Raw genomic sequence first — 19,673 nt, 5'->3', positions numbered from 1 at the left:
GAGCCTGAACAACCATGCCAAAACGTACTGATATTAAAAGCATCCTGATCCTGGGCGCCGGGCCGATCGTCATCGGCCAGGCGTGCGAGTTTGACTACTCCGGCGCGCAGGCCTGTAAGGCGCTGCGCGAGGAGGGCTACCGCGTCATCCTGGTTAACTCCAACCCGGCCACCATCATGACCGATCCGGAGATGGCCGACGCGACCTATATTGAGCCGATTCACTGGGAAGTAGTGCGTAAGATCATCGAGAAGGAGCGTCCTGATGCGGTGCTGCCGACGATGGGCGGCCAGACGGCACTGAACTGTGCCCTGGAGCTGGAGCGCCAGGGGGTTCTGGCCGAGTTTGGCGTGACCATGATCGGCGCGACGGCCGACGCCATCGATAAGGCTGAGGATCGCCGGCGCTTCGACCAGGCGATGAAGAAGATCGGCCTGGATACCGCGCGCTCCGGCATCGCTCACAGCATGGAAGAGTCGCTGGCGGTGGCTGAGCAGGTCGGTTTCCCCTGCATTATCCGTCCATCGTTTACGATGGGGGGTACCGGCGGCGGTATCGCTTACAACCGCGAAGAGTTTGAAGAGATCTGCGCGCGCGGCCTGGATCTTTCGCCGACCAACGAGCTGCTGATCGATGAGTCGCTGATCGGCTGGAAAGAGTATGAGATGGAGGTGGTGCGCGATAAGAACGACAACTGCATTATCGTCTGCGCTATCGAAAACATTGATCCGATGGGGATCCACACCGGCGATTCGATTACCGTCGCACCGGCGCAGACCCTGACTGATAAAGAGTACCAAATCATGCGTAACGCCTCGATGGCGGTACTGCGTGAGATCGGCGTGGAGACCGGCGGCTCCAACGTGCAGTTTGCGGTTAACCCGAAAAACGGCCGCCTTATCGTCATCGAGATGAACCCGCGCGTATCGCGTTCTTCCGCGCTGGCCTCCAAGGCGACCGGCTTCCCTATAGCCAAAGTTGCGGCCAAGCTGGCGGTGGGCTACACCCTGGATGAGCTGATGAACGACATCACCGGGGGACGTACGCCGGCCTCGTTTGAGCCCTCTATCGACTACGTGGTGACCAAGATCCCGCGCTTCAACTTTGAAAAGTTTGCCGGTGCTAACGATCGCCTGACCACGCAGATGAAGTCGGTGGGTGAGGTGATGGCGATTGGCCGTACCCAGCAGGAGTCGCTGCAGAAGGCGCTGCGCGGGCTGGAGGTCGGGGCGAGTGGTTTCGATCCCAAGGTGAATTTGGACGATCCGCAGGCGCTGACTAAGATCCGACGCGAGCTGAAAGATGCCGGCGCCGAACGTATCTGGTATATCGCGGATGCCTTCCGCGCCGGCCTGTCGGTGGATGGGGTGTTTAACCTGACCAACATCGATCGCTGGTTCCTGGTACAGATCGAGGAGCTGGTGCGTCTGGAGGAGCGGGTTGCCGACGTGGGTATCAATGGCCTGACGGCCTCCTTCCTGCGTCAGCTGAAGCGTAAAGGGTTCGCCGATGCGCGTCTGGCCCGTCTGGCCGGCGTGGCGGAGAGCGAGATTCGCAAGCTGCGCCATAAGCAGGGGCTGCATCCGGTGTATAAACGCGTGGACACCTGCGCGGCCGAATTCGCGACCGACACGGCTTACCTTTACTCCACCTATGAAGAGGAGTGCGAGGCTAACCCGACGCACGATCGCCCGAAGATCATGGTGCTGGGCGGTGGCCCGAACCGCATCGGTCAGGGGATCGAGTTTGACTACTGCTGTGTGCACGCGTCGCTGGCGCTGCGTGAGGATGGCTATGAAACCATCATGGTCAACTGTAACCCGGAAACCGTCTCTACGGATTATGATACCTCTGACCGCCTCTACTTTGAGCCGGTTACGCTGGAGGATGTGCTGGAGATCGTCGCCGTCGAGCGTCCGCAGGGGGTGATCGTACAGTACGGCGGCCAGACGCCGCTGAAGCTGGCCCGGGCGCTGGAGGCCGCCGGCGTGCCGGTTATCGGCACCAGCCCGGACGCAATTGACCGCGCCGAGGATCGCGAGCGCTTCCAGCAGGCGGTGAATCGCCTGGGGCTGAAGCAGCCGGCCAACGCCACCGTCACGGCCATTGAGCAGGCGGTGGAGAAGGGGGCTCAGATAGGCTATCCGCTGGTGGTTCGCCCCTCTTATGTCCTCGGCGGTCGGGCGATGGAGATCGTCTACGATGAGAGCGATCTGCGGCGCTACTTCCAGACGGCAGTCAGCGTATCCAACGACGCGCCGGTGCTGCTAGATCACTTCCTGGACGATGCGGTCGAAGTGGACGTCGATGCCATCTGTGACGGCGAGCGCGTGCTGATCGGCGGCATTATGGAACACATTGAGCAGGCGGGGGTGCACTCCGGTGACTCCGCCTGTTCGCTGCCGGCCTACACCCTGAGTGCGGAGATCCAGGACGAACTGCGTCGCCAGGCGGAGAAGCTGGCGATGGAGCTGTGCGTGCGGGGTCTGATGAACGTGCAGTTTGCCGTCAAAGACAACCAGGTGTACCTGATTGAGGTCAACCCACGCGCCGCCCGTACCGTTCCCTTCGTCTCCAAGGCGACCGGCGTCCCCTTGGCCAAGGTGGCCGCTCGCGTGATGGTGGGGCAGACGCTGGCGCAGCAGGGCATGACGGAGGAGGTGATCCCGCCCTATTACTCCGTCAAAGAGGTGGTGTTGCCGTTTGCCAAGTTCCCCGGCGTCGACCCGATTCTGGGGCCGGAGATGCGCTCTACCGGCGAGGTGATGGGGGTGGGGCGGACCTTTGCCGAGGCCTTTGCCAAGGCGATGCTCGGCAGCCAGTCGCAGGTGAAGACCCCGGGACGCGCCCTGCTGTCGGTCCGCGAGGGCGATAAGCACCGGGTGGTGGATTTGGCGGCCAAGCTGCTCAAGCAGGGCTTTGAGCTGGATGCGACCCACGGCACCGCGGTGGTGCTGGGGGAGGCCGGTATTAACCCGCGTCTGGTCAACAAAGTGCATGAGGGGCGTCCGCACATTCAGGATCGCATCAAGAATGGCGAGTACACCTATATTGTGAACACCACCGCCGGGCGTCAGGCGATCGAGGATTCCAAGCTGATCCGGCGCAGCGCGCTGCGCTACAAGGTGCACTATGACACCACGCTGAACGGCGGCTTTGCTACGGCGATGGCGCTGAACGCGGATCCGACCGAGCAGGTGATTTCGGTACAGGAGATGCATGCCCGCCTGAAGTAACGGCGCGGCGTGGCGTAAGGCCCGGCGACGCCGGGCCTTTTTGTTGCCGGCCGGGCGGCCCGGAAACTTGCCGCCGTGGGATGAGGCGGCAGGTTACGCGACGTGCGGCGTTGTGGCACAATAAATCACCGCGGTGCGGGTGGTCTGCGCCGCGGGAGCGTTGTCAGCGGTGCTGAGCCGCTGAGCCGCTATGACGGGATCACCCTGACAGGAGTCGATTGTGGAGTCTGATCGCCAGCGGGAGATAACCCGCCTGTGTATTCACTGTGCCCTTTTCCTGCTGCAGCACGGCGCCGAGAGCATGTTGGTCGAACAGCTTTCTACCCGGCTGGGGCTAGCGCTGGGTGTAGACAGCGTAGAGAGCTCTATTTCGGCCAACGCGGTGGTATTGACCACTATTAAGGATGGCCGCTGCCTGACGTCGACGCGCAAGAATGTCGATCGCGGCATCAATATGCACGTAGTGACCGAGGTGCAGCATATTGTGATTATGGCTGAGCACCGCCTGCTGGACATGAGCGATGTGCGCCGCCGGTTGGAGCATATCCGCCCGCTGCGCTATCCGCGCGCGCTGGTGGTGCTGATGGTCGGTCTCTCCTGCGCCTGCTTCTGCAAGCTGAACGGCGGCGGCTGGGACGGTGCTCTGGTGGCCTTTTTGGCCAGCGCGGTGGCCATGTACGCCCGGCAGCTCATGACACATCGCCAGCTTAACCCGCTGATTAACTTTTGTATTACGGCCTTTATTGCCACCTCGGTCTCCGGCGCCCTGCTGCAGCTGAGTGCGTTTGCCGAGACATCGCTCATCGCCATGGCGGCCAGTATTCTGCTGTTGGTTCCGGGGTTCCCGCTGATCAATGCGGTGGCAGATATGTTTAAAGGGCATGTCAACACCGGGCTGGCCCGCTGGGCCATGGCGACGCTGCTGACCCTGGCGACCTGTCTCGGCGTGGTGATGGCGCTGTCGCTGTGGGGGCTACAGGGATGGGCATGATGACGTTACTCTTAGCATTATTACAGGATATGCTGCTGGCAGCCGTCCCCGCGTTGGGGTTTGCCATGGTGTTCAATGTGCCAAACCGGGCCTTGCGCTACTGCGCGCTGCTGGGGGCTATCGGCCACGGCTCTCGTCTGCTGCTGATAACGCTGGGGCTGAATATTGAGTGGGCGTCGTTGATGGCGGCGATCCTGATCGGCATTATCGGTATCCAGTGGTCGCGCTGGCTACTGGCGCACCCCAAGGTGTTTACCGTGGCGGCGGTGATCCCGATGTTTCCCGGCATCTACGCCTATCGGGCGATGATCGCCGTGGTCGAGATCTCCCGCAGCGGCTATTCCGAGCCGCTGTTCGCCAGCATGGTCACCAACTTTCTCAAGGCCTCTTTTATCGTGGGCGCGCTCTCCATCGGCCTGTCATTACCGGGAATATGGCTATATCGTAAGCGTCCCGGCGTCTAATTGACTATTGTTCAGCTTTACTGCGGAATTTTACGTTGCATATAGATTTACCCGTCGCAGGCTATCGACGCCTGCGCGGCCATTCCGTATAGTGTGCGCACTTTTTCTCCCAGACAGGACAGACAAGCATGATTATCAGCCTGATCGCCGCACTGAGCGCGGATCGTGTGATCGGTTTAGACAATGCGATGCCGTGGCATTTGCCGGCCGATCTTGCGTGGTTTAAGCGTAATACTCTGGCAAAACCGGTGATCATGGGGCGTAAGACCTATGAGTCCATCGGGCGTCCGCTGCCGGGGCGGCATAACATCGTGATCAGCCGCCAGGCGGGCAGCGACGATCGCGTAACCTGGGTGACGACGCCGCAGGCGGCGCTGGACGCAGCTGCGGAGGCGCAAGAGGTGATGATCATCGGCGGAGGCAGCATTTACAGCCAGTTTTTGCCGCAGGCGAGCCGGCTGTATCTGACCCATGTGGACGCTGACGTCGCAGGGGACACCTATTTTCCCGACTATGCGTCGGATGAGTGGCAGACGTGCTTCAGCGAGTTTCATGACGCCGATAGCGACAATTCACACGCCTATTGCTTTGAGATCCTGGATCGCCGTTAACCGGCGCTGCGCCCTTTCTCTGCGCGTTCTCCGCGCTTTTTATCATGTCATCATCACGTCGTTAACCCTACGCAGCCCCTCTGCGGCGTGGAGTGGGCCGAGGTGGCCGTCACGCCGGGAAAATATCGCCTGCATCGTCTCCCTAGTAAGCGCTCGCCGCTACGCCGTCGCCCGCGGCTAGCCGCGCGGGCGGCATGAGGCCGTTACGTGGCGGCGAGGAAAGGGGTCGGGCTATTCCGCTTTGGCGTGGCGTGATGCGCGGCGAGAGGGCACGCTGAAGCTGCGGCGATCCTCCCAGCGCAGGGCCGTCAGGGTGCCGCCCCAGCAGCACCCGGTATCCAGGGCATAGACCTGCGGCGGCGTACCGCGCCCTTCCAGAGAGGCCCAGTGGCCGAAGGCGATGCTGTAGCCAGCCTCGCGCACCGGGCTGTCGAGATCGAACCAGGGGCGCAGCGGCGCCGGCGCATCGTCCGGCGCATCCTTGCAGATCATGTCCAGCTCGCCGCCGGGGAAGCAGTAGCGCATCCGGGTCAGGGCATTGGTGGTAAAGCGCAGGCGCGCCAGGCCACTGAGCGACTCGCTCCAGTTATTCGGCATATCGCCGTACATGGCATTGAGAAAGAAGGGGTAGCTGTCGCTGGCCAGCATGGCTTCCACCTCGCGCGCGCAGCGCTGCGCCGTGGCCAGATCCCACTGCGGGCTGATGCCCGCGTGAGCCATCACCAGGCGCAGATCGCTATCGGCCTGCAGCACCGGCTGGCGGCGCAGCCAGTTGATTAGGCTGTCCGCATCCGGCGCCTCCAGCAGCGGCGTCAGTTTATCCTTGGGTTTATTCCGGCTGATGCCGGCATAAACGGCCAGCAGGTGTAGGTCATGGTTACCCAGCACCAGGCGTACGCTGTCGCCAAGGGATTTGACATAGCGCAGTACCGCCAGAGAGTCGGGGCCGCGGGCGACCAGATCGCCGGTCAGCCACAGCGTGTCGCGGGCGGGATCGAAGCCCGCCAGGGAAAGCAGGTCGCGCAGTTCATGGTAGCAGCCATGAACGTCGCCAATAAGCAGTGTCGACATAGAATCAGTTAATCAGGCTGGGAATGGCCAGGCGGAAGACCGGAATGGCGATACGGAAGGTGTGTCCTTGATGGTCAACCATTTCGTAGTGCCCCTCCATGGTACCGCAGGGCGTTTCGATGATGGCGCCGCTGGTGTACTGAAACTCGCCGTTGGGCAGGATCAGCGGCTGTTCGCCGATGACCCCTTCGCCCTGGACTTCAGTCTGGCGGCCGTTGCCGTTGGTTATTAGCCAGTAGCGGCGCAGGAGCTGTACGTTAAAGCGGCCCAGATTACGCAGAGTGACGGTATAGGCAAAGACGAAGCGCGCCTCTTCAGGCAGCGACTGCGATCCGGCATAGACACTCTGTACCTGAACGATGATACGGGGTGCATCGATCATAACGTAAGGCTCCTGTTTGCACGGTTACTGAGCCTGTGGGTGTTCACACAGCCAGTTGGCCAGTCTGCAGTAGTCTGCCACTGACAGCGTTTCTGCTCTGCGTGCCGGATCGATTCCCAGCGCGCTGAGCTGGTCGGCGCTGAACAGATGGCCAAGACTGTTGCGGACGGTCTTGCGCCGTTGGTTAAAGGCTTCTGTCGTGATGCGGCTCAACACGCGTACGTCGCTGACCGGGTAGGGCAGCTCACGGTGTGGGATCAGGCGAACCACGGCAGAATCCACCTTCGGTGCCGGGCGGAAAGCGCTGGGCGGCACTTCCAGAACCGGGATCACCTGACAGTAGTATTGCGCCATAACGCTCAGACGGCCATAGGTTTTGCTGTCTGGTCCGGCGACAAGGCGGTTAACAACCTCTTTCTGCAGCATAAAATGCATATCGCCGATGGCGGATGCGTAGCTGAACAGATGAAACATCAGCGGGGTGGAGATGTTATACGGCAGGTTGCCGAACACGCGCAGCGGCTGGCCCGCCTCACGCGCCATCTCGCTGAAGTCGACGGTCATAGCATCTTGCTGACGAATGGTCAGCTTACGGCTGATAAAGGGATGGGTAGACAGACGCTCGGCCAGATCCCTGTCCAGCTCGATGACGGTCATTTTGTCCATGCGGTCGGCGACCGGCTCGGTCAGCGCACCGAGGCCCGGGCCGATTTCGACCACGGCCTGGCCCGGAAGGGGGTTGATGGCGGACACGATGCTGTCGATCACGAATTGATCGGTCAGGAAGTTCTGTCCAAAGCGTTTACGGGCCAAATGCCCCTGGTGCACTCTACTGTTCATTGCTGTGGTTGGTCATCTCTATGGCAAGATTTAATGCGGTGATAAAGCTGCCGGGCTGCGCCTGACCGCTGGCGGCCAGATCCAGCGCGGTGCCGTGATCTACCGAGGTGCGGATAAACGGCAGCCCCAGCGTGATGTTGACCGCGTGGCCAAATCCCTGGTATTTGAGTACCGGCAGTCCTTGATCGTGGTACATCGCCAGCACCGCGTCGGCGTCGTCCAGGTATTTCGGCTGGAACAGCGTGTCGGCGGGCAGCGGGCCGGTGAGGTGAATACCGCTGGCGCGTAGGGCATCAAGGGTCGGGATGATAATATCCAGCTCCTCTCGCCCCATATGCCCGCCTTCACCGGCGTGTGGGTTGAGTCCGCAGACGTAGATATGCGGCTGGCGGAGGCCAAACCGGCGGCGCAGCTCGGTGTCCAGAATGGTGATGACCTCGCGCAGCGTCTGCGGCGTGATCGCTGCGGGAACCTCCCGCAGCGGTAAGTGGGTGGTCGCCAGCGCGACGCGCAGGCGCTCGCTGGCCAGCATCATTACGACGCGCGGGCAGCCACTGCGATCGGCGAAGAACTCGGTATGCCCGGTGAAGGGGACGCCGGCATCGTTAATGATCCCTTTGTGCACAGGGCCGGTCACCAGCGCGGCAAATTCGCCGCTCAGGCAGCCGTCGCAGGCGCGCGCCAGCGTGGCGACCACATAGTTGCCGTTGGCGACGCTGAGTCTACCGGGGATAACGTCGGTCTCTAGCGGGATCGGCAGCACCGTCAGGGAGGCCGCCTGCTGCGCCTGGGCCGGCAGCGCCGGATCATAGCGGCGCAGCGTTAGCGGCAGCCCCAGCGCGCGGGCGCGCGCCTCTAGCAGGCTCGGATCGGCGCATACCACCAGCTCGGCAGGCCAGGGTTGCTGCGCCAACTGGACGATCAGCTCCGGTCCTACCCCGGCCGGCTCGCCGGGGGTGATGACAATGCGACGAATCGGTGCCATGGGATTACTGGGCTCCGTTTGCGCTGTTGCCCAAGATCTTCACATAGGCCGCCGCGCGTTGCTCCTGCAGCCAGGTCTGTGCTTCTTCGGCAAATTTACGGTTAAACAGCATGCGATAGGCGCGCTCTTTCTGGGCCTCGTCGGTGCGATCGACCTGACGGGTCCCCAGCAGCTGGATCAGGTGCCAGCCAAAGTTGGAGTGCACCGGTTGGCTTATCTCACCCTTGTTCAGCTTCATCAGCGCATCGCGGAAGGCCGGATCGTACATGGACGGTACCGCCCATCCCAGATCGCCGCCTTTCTGCGCGCTGCCCGGATCCTGTGAATACTCTTTCGCCGCCTGCTCAAAGGTGATCTGGCCGGACTTGATCTGGGCGGAGAGCGCCTCTAGCTTGGCGCGTGCCTGGGCATCGCTCATGACCGGCGAGGTGCGTAGCAGAATATGGCGCGCGTGCACTTCGGTGACGGAGACGTTGGCCTGATCGCCGCGCAGGTCGTTGACCCGCAGAATATGGAAACCGACGCCGGAGCGGATAGGCCCGATGATATCCCCTTTCTTGGCGCTCTGCAGGGCTTCAGCGAACAGGGTCGGCAGCTCTTGCAGGCGCCCCCAGCCCATCTCACCGCCTTTCAGCGCCTGGGGATCGGCGGAATAGGCCGCCGCCAGCTTGGCAAAGCTGGCACCCTGGTGCAGCTGCTGGATCAGAGACTCCGCCTGCTGCTGGGCCTCGCTGACCTGCTGCTGGGTCGGATTCTCCGGCAGCGGAATCAGGATGTGGCTCAGGTTAACGGCGGTTTCACCGCTGTTCTGGCTGCCGATTTGCTTGGCCAGCGCATCCACCTCCTGCGGCAGAATGGTGACGCGGCGGCGCACCTCGTTATTACGGACTTCGCTGATCAGCATCTCTTTGCGGATTTGGGCGCGGTAGGTCTTGTAGTCGAGACCATCGGCTGCGAGGCGGCTGCGCAGCTGCTGCATGCTGATATTGTTCTGCTGGGCGATGCCGTTAATGGCGTTATCCAGTTCGCTGTCAGAGATCTCCAGCCCCATCCGCTTGGCCATCTGCAGCTGCACGTTGTCCATGATCAGCCGCTCAAGGATCTGATGGCGCAGAGTGGCATCGTCCGGCAGCTGTTGACCGGCCTGCTGGGCGTTGAGCTTTACCGACTTCATCATGCCGTCGACGTCGCTTTCCAACACGACGCCGTTGTCTACGATAGCCACGACTTTATCGACGACTTGGGGGGCCGCAAAGGCGGTATTGGCGCACAGCGCCACGCCGAGGATCAGCGTTCTCCAGTTCTTCATAACTATCCCATTGTATTAATCCGCCCACGGCGGGTTTAGGTTTTACCTGACAGCCGACAGCCTGTGGCTAACGGTATTATCTGCATTTTTGTACCGTTAGACCACGCATTGCGCCAAATGTTAGAAGGCGCGTTGATAAGGCAGAATGCCGGAGTGCAGCATCTCTGCCGTGCCCAGGCTGTAGTTCTGGTTCATCCCGCGCAGGGCAAACTTGAACGAGAACTTGTTGTCATACTTGCTGTTCTGGGTCGCGCTGTCCCAGCTGTTGATCTTGCGCTCATAGGTGACGCCCACCGACCAGCAGCAGGTATTGTACTGCAGGCCGGCGATGGCATCGGCGGACTGCTTCGCCTTGGTGTCATAGTAGTAGCCGGCGACCATCGCCCAGCGATCGGCCAACGGCAGACTGCCGATGATCCCAGCCTGGCTGATGCCCTGGTTGTAGATGGCATTGTTGGCGTAGCTTGGCAGCATGGAGGTGATGTACTCCGGGCTGGCGTAGCGATAGCTGAGCTGCAGCACGCTTTCGGCGTCCTTACGGTACTCCATCACCGCGTTGCCCAGCGCCACGCTGTTCAGGCGGGTATCATACTGCAGGCCGCCGCGCAGACCCCAGTTATCGGTCAGCTTAAGGTAGCTGTCCCCGGCCCATACCAGGCTGCCGGTGTTGTTGTGGCGATCGATATTGGTGGTCTCATCGCCGGTGCGCGACGGTGAGAAGTAGTAGATCTGTCCGATAGAGGCATTGAAGCGTTCGTTCTGCTCGTCATCGTACAGGCGGGTCGTCAGGCCGGTGGTGACCTGATTGGCCGAGGCGATGCGGTCCAGGCCGCTGTAGCTGCGGTCGCGGAACAGGCCGGTATAGTCAGTCTGCAGCAGGGTGGAGTCGTAAGAGTAAATGTCGCTCTGGTCGCGGTACGGAATATACAGATACTGGGCACGCGGCTCCAGCGTCTGGGTATAGCCGCTCAGCAGGGTGGCGTCGCGCTCAAAGACCATCTTGCCGTCGATCTTAAACTCCGGCATCACGCGGTTGACGCTGTCCTTCAGCTGCGTCAGGTTGCCTTGGCTAGGGACATCCTGCTGATAGTGGGTCGCCATCAGCTTCGTTTCTGTATTGATACTCCCCCAGCGGTTGGACAGCGGCAGCGACAGGACCGGCTCGACGTGGTAGCGATCGGCCCCGGGCAGGTATACGTTGTCATTGGTGAACTTGACCGCCTGGCCATACAGGGTGAAGTCGAACGGCCCCAGATCGTTTTTGTAGTAGTTCAGATCCAGCTGCGGTGCGGTGCGGTAGGCGTTGACGTCCCCTGCGTTGGCGAACACCTGGAACTGGGTAGTCGAGAGCGTCGCATTCCAGTTGGTCTCGGCATAGCCCAGGGTAAATTTCTGCGTGGCGTAGCCGCTGGTGCTGGATCCGTAGGAGGAGCTCAGGTCGGTGAAGTAGTAGGGGTCGCTGACCTTAGTGTAATCGACGCCGAAGCGCCAGTGGTCGAGTACACCAGAATGACGCCAGTAGAACAGCCAGCGATCGCGGTTCTTCAGATCTTCCAGCGCCTGCCCGGTGATCCCCTGATTTTTACGATCCTGCTGGAACTGCCGGTCGTTGCCCAGCCAGTCAAACTCGACCAGACCCATGCCAAATTCGCTCAGATAGCGGAATTCGTTTTGCAGCTGCAGACCGCGTTTTTCCATGTAGTGCGGAGTAAAGGTCGCGTCGGCCTGCGGGGCGATGTTCCAGTACCAGGGCAGGGTAAACTCTATCCCATCGCCGTTGGAGTAGTTGACGTTGGGGATCAGAAAGCCGGAGCGGCGCTTGCTGCCGGTTGGAAACTGCAGATAGGGGCTGTAGAAGACCGGAACCGGCCCGATCTTAAAGCGGGCGTTCCAGATCTCGGCCACCTGCTCCTGACGATCCTGAATGATCTCGGATCCGGCGATGCTCCAGCTGTTGTCACCCGGCAGACAGGAGGTAAAGGTCCCGTTATCCAGGATGGTGTAGCGGTTAGCGTCGCGGGTCTTCATCAGATCGGCATCGCCGCGCCCCTGGCGACCGACAAACTGATAGTCGCCGCGCCAGACGTTGGTATCTTTATTATTCAGGTTGGACCAGGCGCTGGGGCCCTGCAGCCGGATCTGACTGTCCGCGTAGTGTACATTGCCGATCGCGGTCACGGTGCGCAGCGGATCGGGCTGTCCCTGGATCGCTTTCTGATCCAGCTGAACCTTGTCGGCGGTCAGGGTGCTATTGCCCTGCTGAATATCGACGTTGCCGTGGAACAGGGCGTTGTTCGGGTAGTTGGCTTCGCTCTTATCGGCGGTGATGTGTACCGGAAGGCTATTGATATCGCCGGAAACCAACGGTTTGTCATACACGGGAACGCCGATCAGGCACTGTTCGGCGAGGGAGGCCAGCGCATGCTGACTGTAAAGCGCTGACCAGACGAGGGTGGCTATCAGCGTGGGTATACTTTTTTTCATACGCGGTGTCAGGGATTCCGTCATCAGAGGCGTCTTGCCGCAATCGGTCAGAGACTATCTTACCCGTCAGCGTGGCGCTAGTGTTAAATTGTGGCTCAGCGTCGCTGCCATTAGGTGTCAGAATAAATGACAGGTATGATAAAGCAAATTATGTCCCACGACATGATGAATTGAGGACGATATGCGCTATTGGGGTAAATTAGTAGGGGTGCTGCTGGGCCTGATGGCCGGGATCGGTTTCTGGGGCGTTGTGCTGGGCTTTTTGATTGGCCATATGTTTGATAAGTCGCGCGCGATTAAGCGTCAGGGCTATTTTGCCAATCAGCAGCAGCGCCAGGGGCTGTTTTTCCGCACCACCTTTCAGGTCATGGGGCATCTGACAAAGTCGAAGGGGCGGGTGACGGAGGCCGATATTCAGGTTGCCTCCATGTTTATGGATCGCCTGAACCTGCACGGCGATGCCAGGCTGATGGCGCAGCAGGCCTTTCGCGAGGGCAAGGAGTCCGGCTACCCGCTGCGGGAGCGCCTGCGCGAACTGCGTAGCGTCTGCTTTGGTCGTATCGATCTGATCCGTATCTTTTTGGAGATCCAGCTGCAGGCGGCGTTCGCCGATGGACAGCTGCACCCGAATGAGCGGGCGGTGCTGTATGTGATCGCCGAAGAGCTGGGTTTTTCACGTGCGCAGTTCGATCAGTTTCTGGGCATGATGGAGGGCGGGCGCCAGTTTGGCGGCGGCTACCATCAGGCGGGAGGACAGCAGGGGGGATTCTATACGCCGCCCCAGGGGCCGACGCTGGAGGATGCCTGTAAGGTGCTGGGGGTTGCGCCGAGCGCCGATGCGACCACGATCAAGCGTGCGTATCGTAAGCTGATGAGCGAGCATCACCCCGATAAGCTGGTGGCTAAAGGGTTGCCGCCGGAGATGATGGAGCTGGCCAAGCAGAAGGCGCAGGAGATCCAGGCCGCGTACGATCTGATTAAGAAAGAGAAGGGATTCAAGTAGCGCAGAGGACGTCGCGTTTGCTGTCGGCTCACGATGATACGGCCCGCGAAAGCGGGCCGTATTTTTCTGGGTGCGGCTAAAAGTCCGCCTCGCAGCGGAAGTGCATCGGGGTGGCGAAGGCCGGATGCACGATGCGTAGCTCCTGGGCGTGCAGCAGCAGACGGGAGGCTAACGCCAGCGCCTGTGGCGGCGCATAGAAGCCGTCGCCGAGGATCGGATGGCCGAGGGCCAGCAGATGGACGCGCAGCTGATGCGAGCGGCCGGTGATCGGCGTGAGCAGAACCCGGGCGGTGCCGTCGGCGTCGCGCGCCAGCACCTGATACTCCGTTTGCGCCGGTTTGCCCTGTTCAAAGCAGACCTTCTGCTTGGGGCGGTTGGGCCAGTCGCAGATCAGCGGCAGGTCGATCACCCCCTGCTCCTGCGACGGGTGTCCCCAGACCCGGGCGACGTAGTTCTTTTTCGGCTCACGTTCGCGAAACTGGCGCTTCAGCTCCCGCTCGGCGTCCTTGGTCAGCGCGACCACCAGTACTCCGCTGGTGGCCATATCCAGACGGTGTACCGATTCGGCGCCGGGAAACTGCGCCTGAATTCGGGTCAGGATGCTGTCCTGGTGCTCAGGCAAACGGCCCGGGACCGACAACAGCCCGCTGGGCTTATTAACCACCATGATGTGTGCGTCCTGGTACAGCACGTGCAGCCAGGGCTCGCGTGGCGGATCATAGTGCTCCAGCGCCGGGGTAGCGCTGGGCGGCAGCGCGCCGCCCACGGGAGTGCGCCGTCCCATTACTGGTGTGACACCACGATGAGACGTAGGGCATCCAGACGCCAGCCGGCCTGGTCCAGCGTTTCCAAGACCTTCCGACGGGTGAACTCCAGGGTTTCCAGCTCATCGTCACGGATATTGGGGTTCACCGCCTTGAGCGACTCCAGGCGCGCCAGCTCAGCGCTCAGCGCCTCATCGGCCTCACGCTTGGCGGCGTCGATCAGCGCCTGTGCCTGGTCTGCTATCCGCGCTTCACCAGACTGCAGCATGGCGTGCACATCGGGCTGTACCACATTGACCAGCTTGCTGGCGGTATGGCGATTGACGGCATTCAGCTGGCGGTTGAAGCTTTCGAACTCCACCTGGGCCGCCAGATTGTTCCCCTTGGCGTCCAGCAGCATACGCACCGGCGTCGGCGGCAGGAAACGGGTCAGCTGTAGCTGCTTCGGTGCCTGGGCCTCGACCACGTACACCGCCTCCAGCAGCAGCGTACCGACCGGCAGCGCCTTGTTCTTCAGCAGAGACACCGCGCTGGAGCCGGTATCGCCGGAGAGGATCAGATCCAGGCCGTTGCGCATCAGCGGGTGCTCCCAGCTGATGAACTGGGCATCTTCGCGCGACAGCGCCTGTTCGCGATCGAAGGTGACGGTGCAGCCATCCTGCGGCAGGCCCGGGAAGTCAGGCACCAGCATGTGATCCGACGGGGTCAGCACGATCAGGCTGTCGCTGCGATCCTCCTGATTTATGCCGACGATATCGAACAGGTTCAGCGCAAAGTTGACCAGATTGACGTCGTTATCCTGCGCAGCGATGCTCTCGGCCAGCGCCAGAGCCGCCTCGCCGCCATTGGAGTGCATCTCCAGCAGACGATCGCGCCCCTTCTCCAGCTGGCTTTTCAGCGTATCGTGATCGGTGCGGCAGGTTTTGATGAAGTCGTCAAAGCCATCCTGCTGGGTCGGTTTGGCCAGGAACTCCAGCAGGGTGTCATAGTAGCGGTCGTAAATGGTCCGGCCGGTGGGGCAGGTGTGCTCAAAGGCGTCCAGTCCCTGATGATACCAGCGGATCAGCACGGATTGCGCGGTGCCCTCGAGGCAGGGAACGTAGATCTGAATGTCGCGCGCCTGACCAATACGGTCCAGACGGCCGATTCGCTGCTCCAGCAGATCCGGGTTAAACGGCAGATCGAACATCACCAGGCGGTTGGCAAACTGGAAGTTACGGCCTTCGGAGCCGATCTCCGAGCACAGCAGCACCTGAGCGCCCTCCTCCTGCGAGGCAAAGTAGGCCGCGGCGCGGTCGCGCTCAATCAGCGACATCCCCTCATGGAAGACGGCGGCGCGGATCCCCTCACGCTCGCGCAGCAGCTGCTCCAGATGGATAGCGGTGGCCGCCTGGGCGCAGATGACCAGCACCTTCTCATCACGCTGGGTCAGCAGGAAGTCGAGTAGCCACTCGGCGCGCGGGTCAAAGTTCCACCAGGTGGCGTTTTCCCCTTCGAACTCCTGGTAGATCCGCTCCGGATAGAGCATATCGTTGGCCTGCGCCTCGACGCTCTTCTTGCTGCCCATGATGCCGGAGACTTTAATGGCCGTCTGGTACTGCGCCGGCAGCGGCAGGGTGATCTGGTGCAGGGTACGCTGCGGGAAGCCTTTAACCCCCTGACGGGTATTGCGGAACAGAACGCGGCTGGTGCCGTGGCGATCCATCAGCATGCGTACCAGCTCGGCGCGGGCCTGCTGGCTGTCCTCACCGTCGGCGTTGGCCGCCTTCAGCAGCGGCTCGATATCTTGTTCGGCGACCATCTCGCTGAGCATGTTGAGCTCATCCTGCTGCAGATGACCGTCGTTCAGCAGCAGGGTCACGGCGTCCGCCACCGGACGGTAGCGCTGCTGCTCGGCGACGAACTGTGCGTAGTCGTGAAAACGGTTGGGATCCAGCAGGCGCAGGCGGGCAAAGTGGCTCTCCTGACCCAGCTGTTCGGGGGTCGCGGTCAGCAGCAGCACCCCGGGGATCTGTTCGGCCAACTGCTCGATGACCTGGTATTCGCGGCTGGGCGCCTGTTCGCTCCAGGCTAGATGGTGAGCCTCATCGACCACCAGCAGATCCCAGCTGGCGTCGGCCAGCTGCTCCAGACGCTGCCTGCTGCGGCGGACGAAGTCGAGAGAGCAGATAACCAGCTGTTCGGTTTCAAACGGGTTGCTGCTGTCCTGGGCGGCCTCCGCATAGCGCTCATCGTCGAACAGCGCCACGCGCAGGTTAAAGCGGCGCAGCATTTCGACCAGCCACTGGTGCTGCAGGGTTTCTGGTACCACGATCAGTACGCGTTCGGCGCGGCCGGAGAGCAGCTGCTGATGAATGATCATGCCGGCTTCGATGGTCTTGCCTAGGCCGACCTCATCCGCCAGCAGAACGCGCGGAGCGTGGCGCTGGCCGACGTCGCGGGCGATATGCAGCTGGTGTGGGATCAGGCTGGCGCGCATGCCGCGCAGGCCGCTGCAGGGCAGGCGAAACTGCTCACTCTGGTATTTACGCGCGCGATAGCGCAGGGCGAAGCGATCCATGCGATCGATCTGGCCGGCAAACAGGCGATCCTGCGGTTTACTGAAGGTCAGGCGGCTGTCGAGCAGCACCTCGCGCACCGCCACCGGGTTTTCGCCGCTGTCGCTGCGGCTGCCGATATAGGTCAGCAGCCCCTCATGCTCCTGTACCTCTTCAACGCACAGCTGCCACCCTTCGTGGGTGGTGATGGTGTCTCCCGGGTTAAACATCACGCGGGTGATGGGGGAGTCATTGCGGGCATACAGACGGTTTTCGCCGGTCGCGGGGAACAGCAGCGTCACCATGCGCGCATCCAGCGCCACCACGGTACCCAATCCAAGTTCGCTTTCCGTATCGCTGATCCAGCGTTGACCTAAGGTAAAAGGCATAGATTATCGACTCAACTCTTTGTTCTTGTTTACATAGTGATCTGGAGGCTATCTCAATAGGCGGTGTTGTCGCCCTGGCCGATTGGGATAGGTTCCATGACGACCGCCGCGCAGCGGACGCCTGCATAATTTGGGCATAAATCAACCGCATCACGGCCTGTCGGCAGTGAAGTCGGCGTTGTATGGGGGAAAGGGCGATATGGTAATGGATGGCGATGCATTCGTCACCCCCTGAGTGGGAAGATTCTTATATTCCCTCGGCGTTAAAACAGCCCCAACTGACCGGTTAGCAGGGTCTCAAAGTCATCGCCGAGGAAGGGCAGAATGGCGTCGGCGACCGGCTGCAGCTGGCGTTCCAGATAGTGCTGATAGTCCGCCGGCGCATCGACACACTCCAGCGGCTGTGGGCCGCTGCGGGTGATGATGTAGCTTATCCAGCCGCCGTTTTGATATTGCAGCGGGCGTCCAAGGCGGTGATTGTAGTCGTCGGCCAGACGCGCGGCGCGGACGTGCGGCGGGACGTTGCGCTGATACTCGGCCAGCGGGCGCCGTAGGCGCTTGCGGTAGATCAGCTGGTCGTCAAACGCCCCCGCCAGCAGGCCGTCTGCGTAGCGGCGAATCACATCGCGGTAGCTCTGGCCGAGAAACACCCGGCGATAGAGCTCCTGTTGAAACCGCTGCGCCAGCGGCGTCCAGTCGCTGCGCACCGTCTCCAGCCCTTTAAACACCAGCCGATCGCCGCATAGCCCGGCATAGCGCTTTTTGCTGCCGAGATCGGCGCCGCGCAGGGTGGGCATCAGAAAGCGGCGATAGTGGCACTCATACTCCAGCTCCAGCGCGCTCTCGAGCCCGTATTGTCGTGACAGGTGCTCGCGCCACCAGGCGTTGACCCGCTCGGCCAGCGCCTGGCCAATGGCTGCGGCCTGGGCCTCATCGTGCGGCTTACCCAGCCAGACAAAGGTGGAGTCCGTATCGCCGTAGATCACCGTGTAGCCCTGCGCCTCGATCAGGCTGCGCGTCTGGCGCATGATCTCGTGGCCACGCAGGGTAATGGAGGAGGCCAGGCGGGGATCGAAGAAGCGACAGGCGCTGGTGCCCAGCACGCCGTAGAAGGCGTTCATCAGGATCTTCAGGGCCTGCGCCAGCGGCGCATTGTCCAGGCGTTTGGCCGCTTCGCGTCCCTGCCACAGCTGGCGCACAATCTCCGGCAGGGCGTGGCGGGTGCGCGAGAAGCGGGCACCGAGAAAGCCGGGCACGCTGTGTGTGTCATCAGGCTGCTCTCCGCCGCTGGCCAGTCCGACGGGGTCGATCAGAAAGGAGCGGATAATCGCCGGATACAGGCTCTTGTAGTCCAGCACCAAAACGGAATCATACAGCCCCGGGCGCGAGGCCATAACAAAGCCGCCGGGGCTGGCCTGCGGCGCCACCTCGCCCAGGGAGGGGGCGACATACCCCAGCCGATGCATGCGCGGCAGATACAGGTGGCAGAATGCGGCCACGGAGCCGCCGCTGCGATCGGGGGCCAGCCCGGTCACGCTGGCCCGCTCCAGCAGAAACGGCATCAGGGCGGTGTGCGCAAAGATGCGCGTCACCAGTTCGCAGTCCCTGAGGTTATAGTGCGCCAGCGCCGGTTTATCCTCACGGAAGCGCCGCGCGATCTCCGCCATTCGCCGGTAGGGGTCGTCCAGCGCCTTGCCTTCGCCCAGCAGGGTCTGCGCCACGCTGTCCAGGCTGTAGGAGGGAAAGTGCCAGAAGGCGCTTTTCAGCGCCTCGATGCCATCGATGATCAGCCTGCCGGGGGCGCTGGCAAAAAAGTGGCCGGCGCGAAAGCCGTGCTCTCGCCACTCCAGCGGCGTCGCCGCGCGTCCCAGCAGCAGGGGAACGCCTTCGCGCTCGGCGTGGCGCTGCAGGATCCGCAGATCGAACTGTACCAGGTTCCAGCCGATGATGGCATCGGGATCGTGGCGCGCCATCCAGCGGTTGAGGGCGTCGAGCAGCGCGGCGCGGCTGGCGACGTACTCCAGCGTGAAGTCCAGCGCCTGCGCGTCGCCGTTGGCGGGACCCAGCATATAGACGATGCGTTGATCGCCGCCGTGCAGGCCGATCGAGTAGAGCTCTCCCTGGGGGCTGGTTTCAATATCCAGCGACACCGTACGCAGCGTCGGGCGGTAGTGAGGATGGGGTTTAATCCGGGTCTCTGCGCCCCCTGCGTCGCCGCAGAACCACAGCGGCGCATTGATAAAGCGCTCCATCAGGTAGCGATCCGCGGGCCGGATATCGGCCTCCAGCAGCGGGATCCCCTGTTCCCCGAGGCGCCTTTCGATCTGCTGAAGCCGGCGGTAGCTGTGGCAGTACAGCGCCAGTACCGGCCGGTGATGGAAATCGCGCAGCGCTACCGGCCGTAGCTCGACGTCGGGAAAACCGCGCAGGAGGCGCTGCGCGGCATCACGCTGCGCGGCGTCCATAAAGGCCACCGCTGGCTCCGGCGGCAGGGTAATGCAGCAGGGGCCGCGCTCCGTGGCCAGCCATAGCGTAACGCAGACGCCCTGCGGCGTATCGCGCCAGTGACGGGTAAGGATAAAACCAGCTTGGGGCGTATTCACTCGG

14 protein-coding genes are annotated in these 19,673 nt (G+C 62.0%); 5 read left to right on the top strand and 9 right to left on the bottom strand.

The genetic code is table 11. From position 1 onward, the window contains the following. Positions 1-14 precede the first annotated feature (14 nt). The 4 genes from carB to folA all read left to right on the top strand — a co-directional run bounded on the left by carB (position 15) and on the right by folA (position 5,302). Positions 15-3,236, top strand: a complete 3,222-nt coding sequence (gene carB, locus QY76_RS17305; protein WP_034163090.1) for a carbamoyl-phosphate synthase large subunit — start codon at positions 15-17, stop codon at positions 3,234-3,236. Between the two features lie 220 nt (positions 3,237-3,456). After that, positions 3,457-4,227, top strand: a complete 771-nt coding sequence (locus QY76_RS17300; RefSeq protein WP_034163092.1) for a threonine/serine exporter ThrE family protein — start codon at positions 3,457-3,459, stop codon at positions 4,225-4,227. Further along, positions 4,227-4,691: a threonine/serine exporter gene (locus QY76_RS17295; RefSeq protein WP_034163093.1), complete on the top strand. Its 465-nt coding sequence runs from the start codon at positions 4,227-4,229 to the stop codon at positions 4,689-4,691. The genes QY76_RS17300 and QY76_RS17295 overlap by 1 nt, the downstream gene beginning before the upstream one ends. 128 nt (positions 4,692-4,819) lie before the next feature. Further along, positions 4,820-5,302 carry a type 3 dihydrofolate reductase gene (gene folA, locus QY76_RS17290; RefSeq protein ID WP_034163094.1) on the top strand — a complete coding sequence of 161 codons (483 nt, stop codon included), beginning with the start codon at positions 4,820-4,822 and terminating at the stop codon, positions 5,300-5,302. 231 nt (positions 5,303-5,533) lie between these two features. Here folA and apaH read toward each other — a convergent pair whose 3' ends face one another. From apaH to lptD, 6 genes are all read right to left on the bottom strand, one after another. Continuing rightward, positions 5,534-6,373 carry a bis(5'-nucleosyl)-tetraphosphatase (symmetrical) ApaH gene (gene apaH / locus QY76_RS17285; RefSeq protein ID WP_034163095.1) on the bottom strand — a complete coding sequence of 280 codons (840 nt, stop codon included), beginning with the start codon at positions 6,371-6,373 and terminating at the stop codon, positions 5,534-5,536. 4 nt (positions 6,374-6,377) lie between these two features. Beyond that, positions 6,378-6,755: a Co2+/Mg2+ efflux protein ApaG gene (gene apaG / locus QY76_RS17280; RefSeq protein ID WP_034163096.1), complete on the bottom strand. Its 378-nt coding sequence runs from the start codon at positions 6,753-6,755 to the stop codon at positions 6,378-6,380. Positions 6,756-6,779: 24 nt separating this feature from the next. Further along, the gene (gene rsmA / locus QY76_RS17275) at positions 6,780-7,595 is read right to left on the bottom strand and encodes a 16S rRNA (adenine(1518)-N(6)/adenine(1519)-N(6))-dimethyltransferase RsmA (protein WP_015460934.1); all 816 of its coding nucleotides are present in this window, start codon (positions 7,593-7,595) and stop codon (positions 6,780-6,782) included. Further along, positions 7,585-8,580 carry a 4-hydroxythreonine-4-phosphate dehydrogenase PdxA gene (pdxA, locus tag QY76_RS17270; protein WP_034163097.1) on the bottom strand — a complete coding sequence of 332 codons (996 nt, stop codon included), beginning with the start codon at positions 8,578-8,580 and terminating at the stop codon, positions 7,585-7,587. The genes rsmA and pdxA overlap by 11 nt, the downstream gene beginning before the upstream one ends. A gap of 4 nt (positions 8,581-8,584) precedes the next feature. Further along, a complete protein-coding gene (gene surA / locus QY76_RS17265) occupies positions 8,585-9,889 on the bottom strand; it encodes a peptidylprolyl isomerase SurA (RefSeq protein ID WP_034163098.1) in 1,305 nt (434 codons plus the stop codon). Between the two features lie 120 nt (positions 9,890-10,009). Beyond that, positions 10,010-12,373: an LPS assembly protein LptD gene (gene lptD, locus QY76_RS17260; protein WP_370634734.1), complete on the bottom strand. Its 2,364-nt coding sequence runs from the start codon at positions 12,371-12,373 to the stop codon at positions 10,010-10,012. A 181-nt stretch (positions 12,374-12,554) separates the two neighbouring features. Between lptD and djlA the strand changes: the two genes are divergently transcribed. Then, positions 12,555-13,376, top strand: coding sequence for a co-chaperone DjlA (gene djlA / locus QY76_RS17255; RefSeq protein ID WP_034163101.1), 822 nt, complete (start codon positions 12,555-12,557; stop codon positions 13,374-13,376). 76 nt (positions 13,377-13,452) lie between these two features. On the opposite strand, the gene rluA is transcribed toward djlA, so the two are convergent. From rluA to QY76_RS17240, 3 genes are all read right to left on the bottom strand, one after another. Next, positions 13,453-14,106, bottom strand: coding sequence for a bifunctional tRNA pseudouridine(32) synthase/23S rRNA pseudouridine(746) synthase RluA (gene rluA, locus QY76_RS17250; RefSeq protein WP_034163271.1), 654 nt, complete (start codon positions 14,104-14,106; stop codon positions 13,453-13,455). 53 nt (positions 14,107-14,159) lie between these two features. Then, positions 14,160-17,066: an RNA polymerase-associated protein RapA gene (gene rapA / locus QY76_RS17245; RefSeq protein WP_045425170.1), complete on the bottom strand. Its 2,907-nt coding sequence runs from the start codon at positions 17,064-17,066 to the stop codon at positions 14,160-14,162. Positions 17,067-17,329: 263 nt separating this feature from the next. After that, positions 17,330-19,669 (bottom strand): DNA polymerase II, encoded by a 2,340-nt coding sequence (locus QY76_RS17240; RefSeq protein ID WP_045425168.1) that lies wholly within the window; start codon positions 19,667-19,669, stop codon positions 17,330-17,332. Positions 19,670-19,673: the final 4 nt, after the last annotated feature.

The sequence above is a fragment of the Edwardsiella sp. EA181011 genome, from assembly GCF_000800725.1.
GTDB lineage: Bacteria > Pseudomonadota > Gammaproteobacteria > Enterobacterales > Enterobacteriaceae > Edwardsiella > Edwardsiella anguillarum.
The sequence above is the reverse complement of the archived record's forward strand: the minus strand, read 5'-3'. Positions and strand labels throughout refer to the sequence as shown.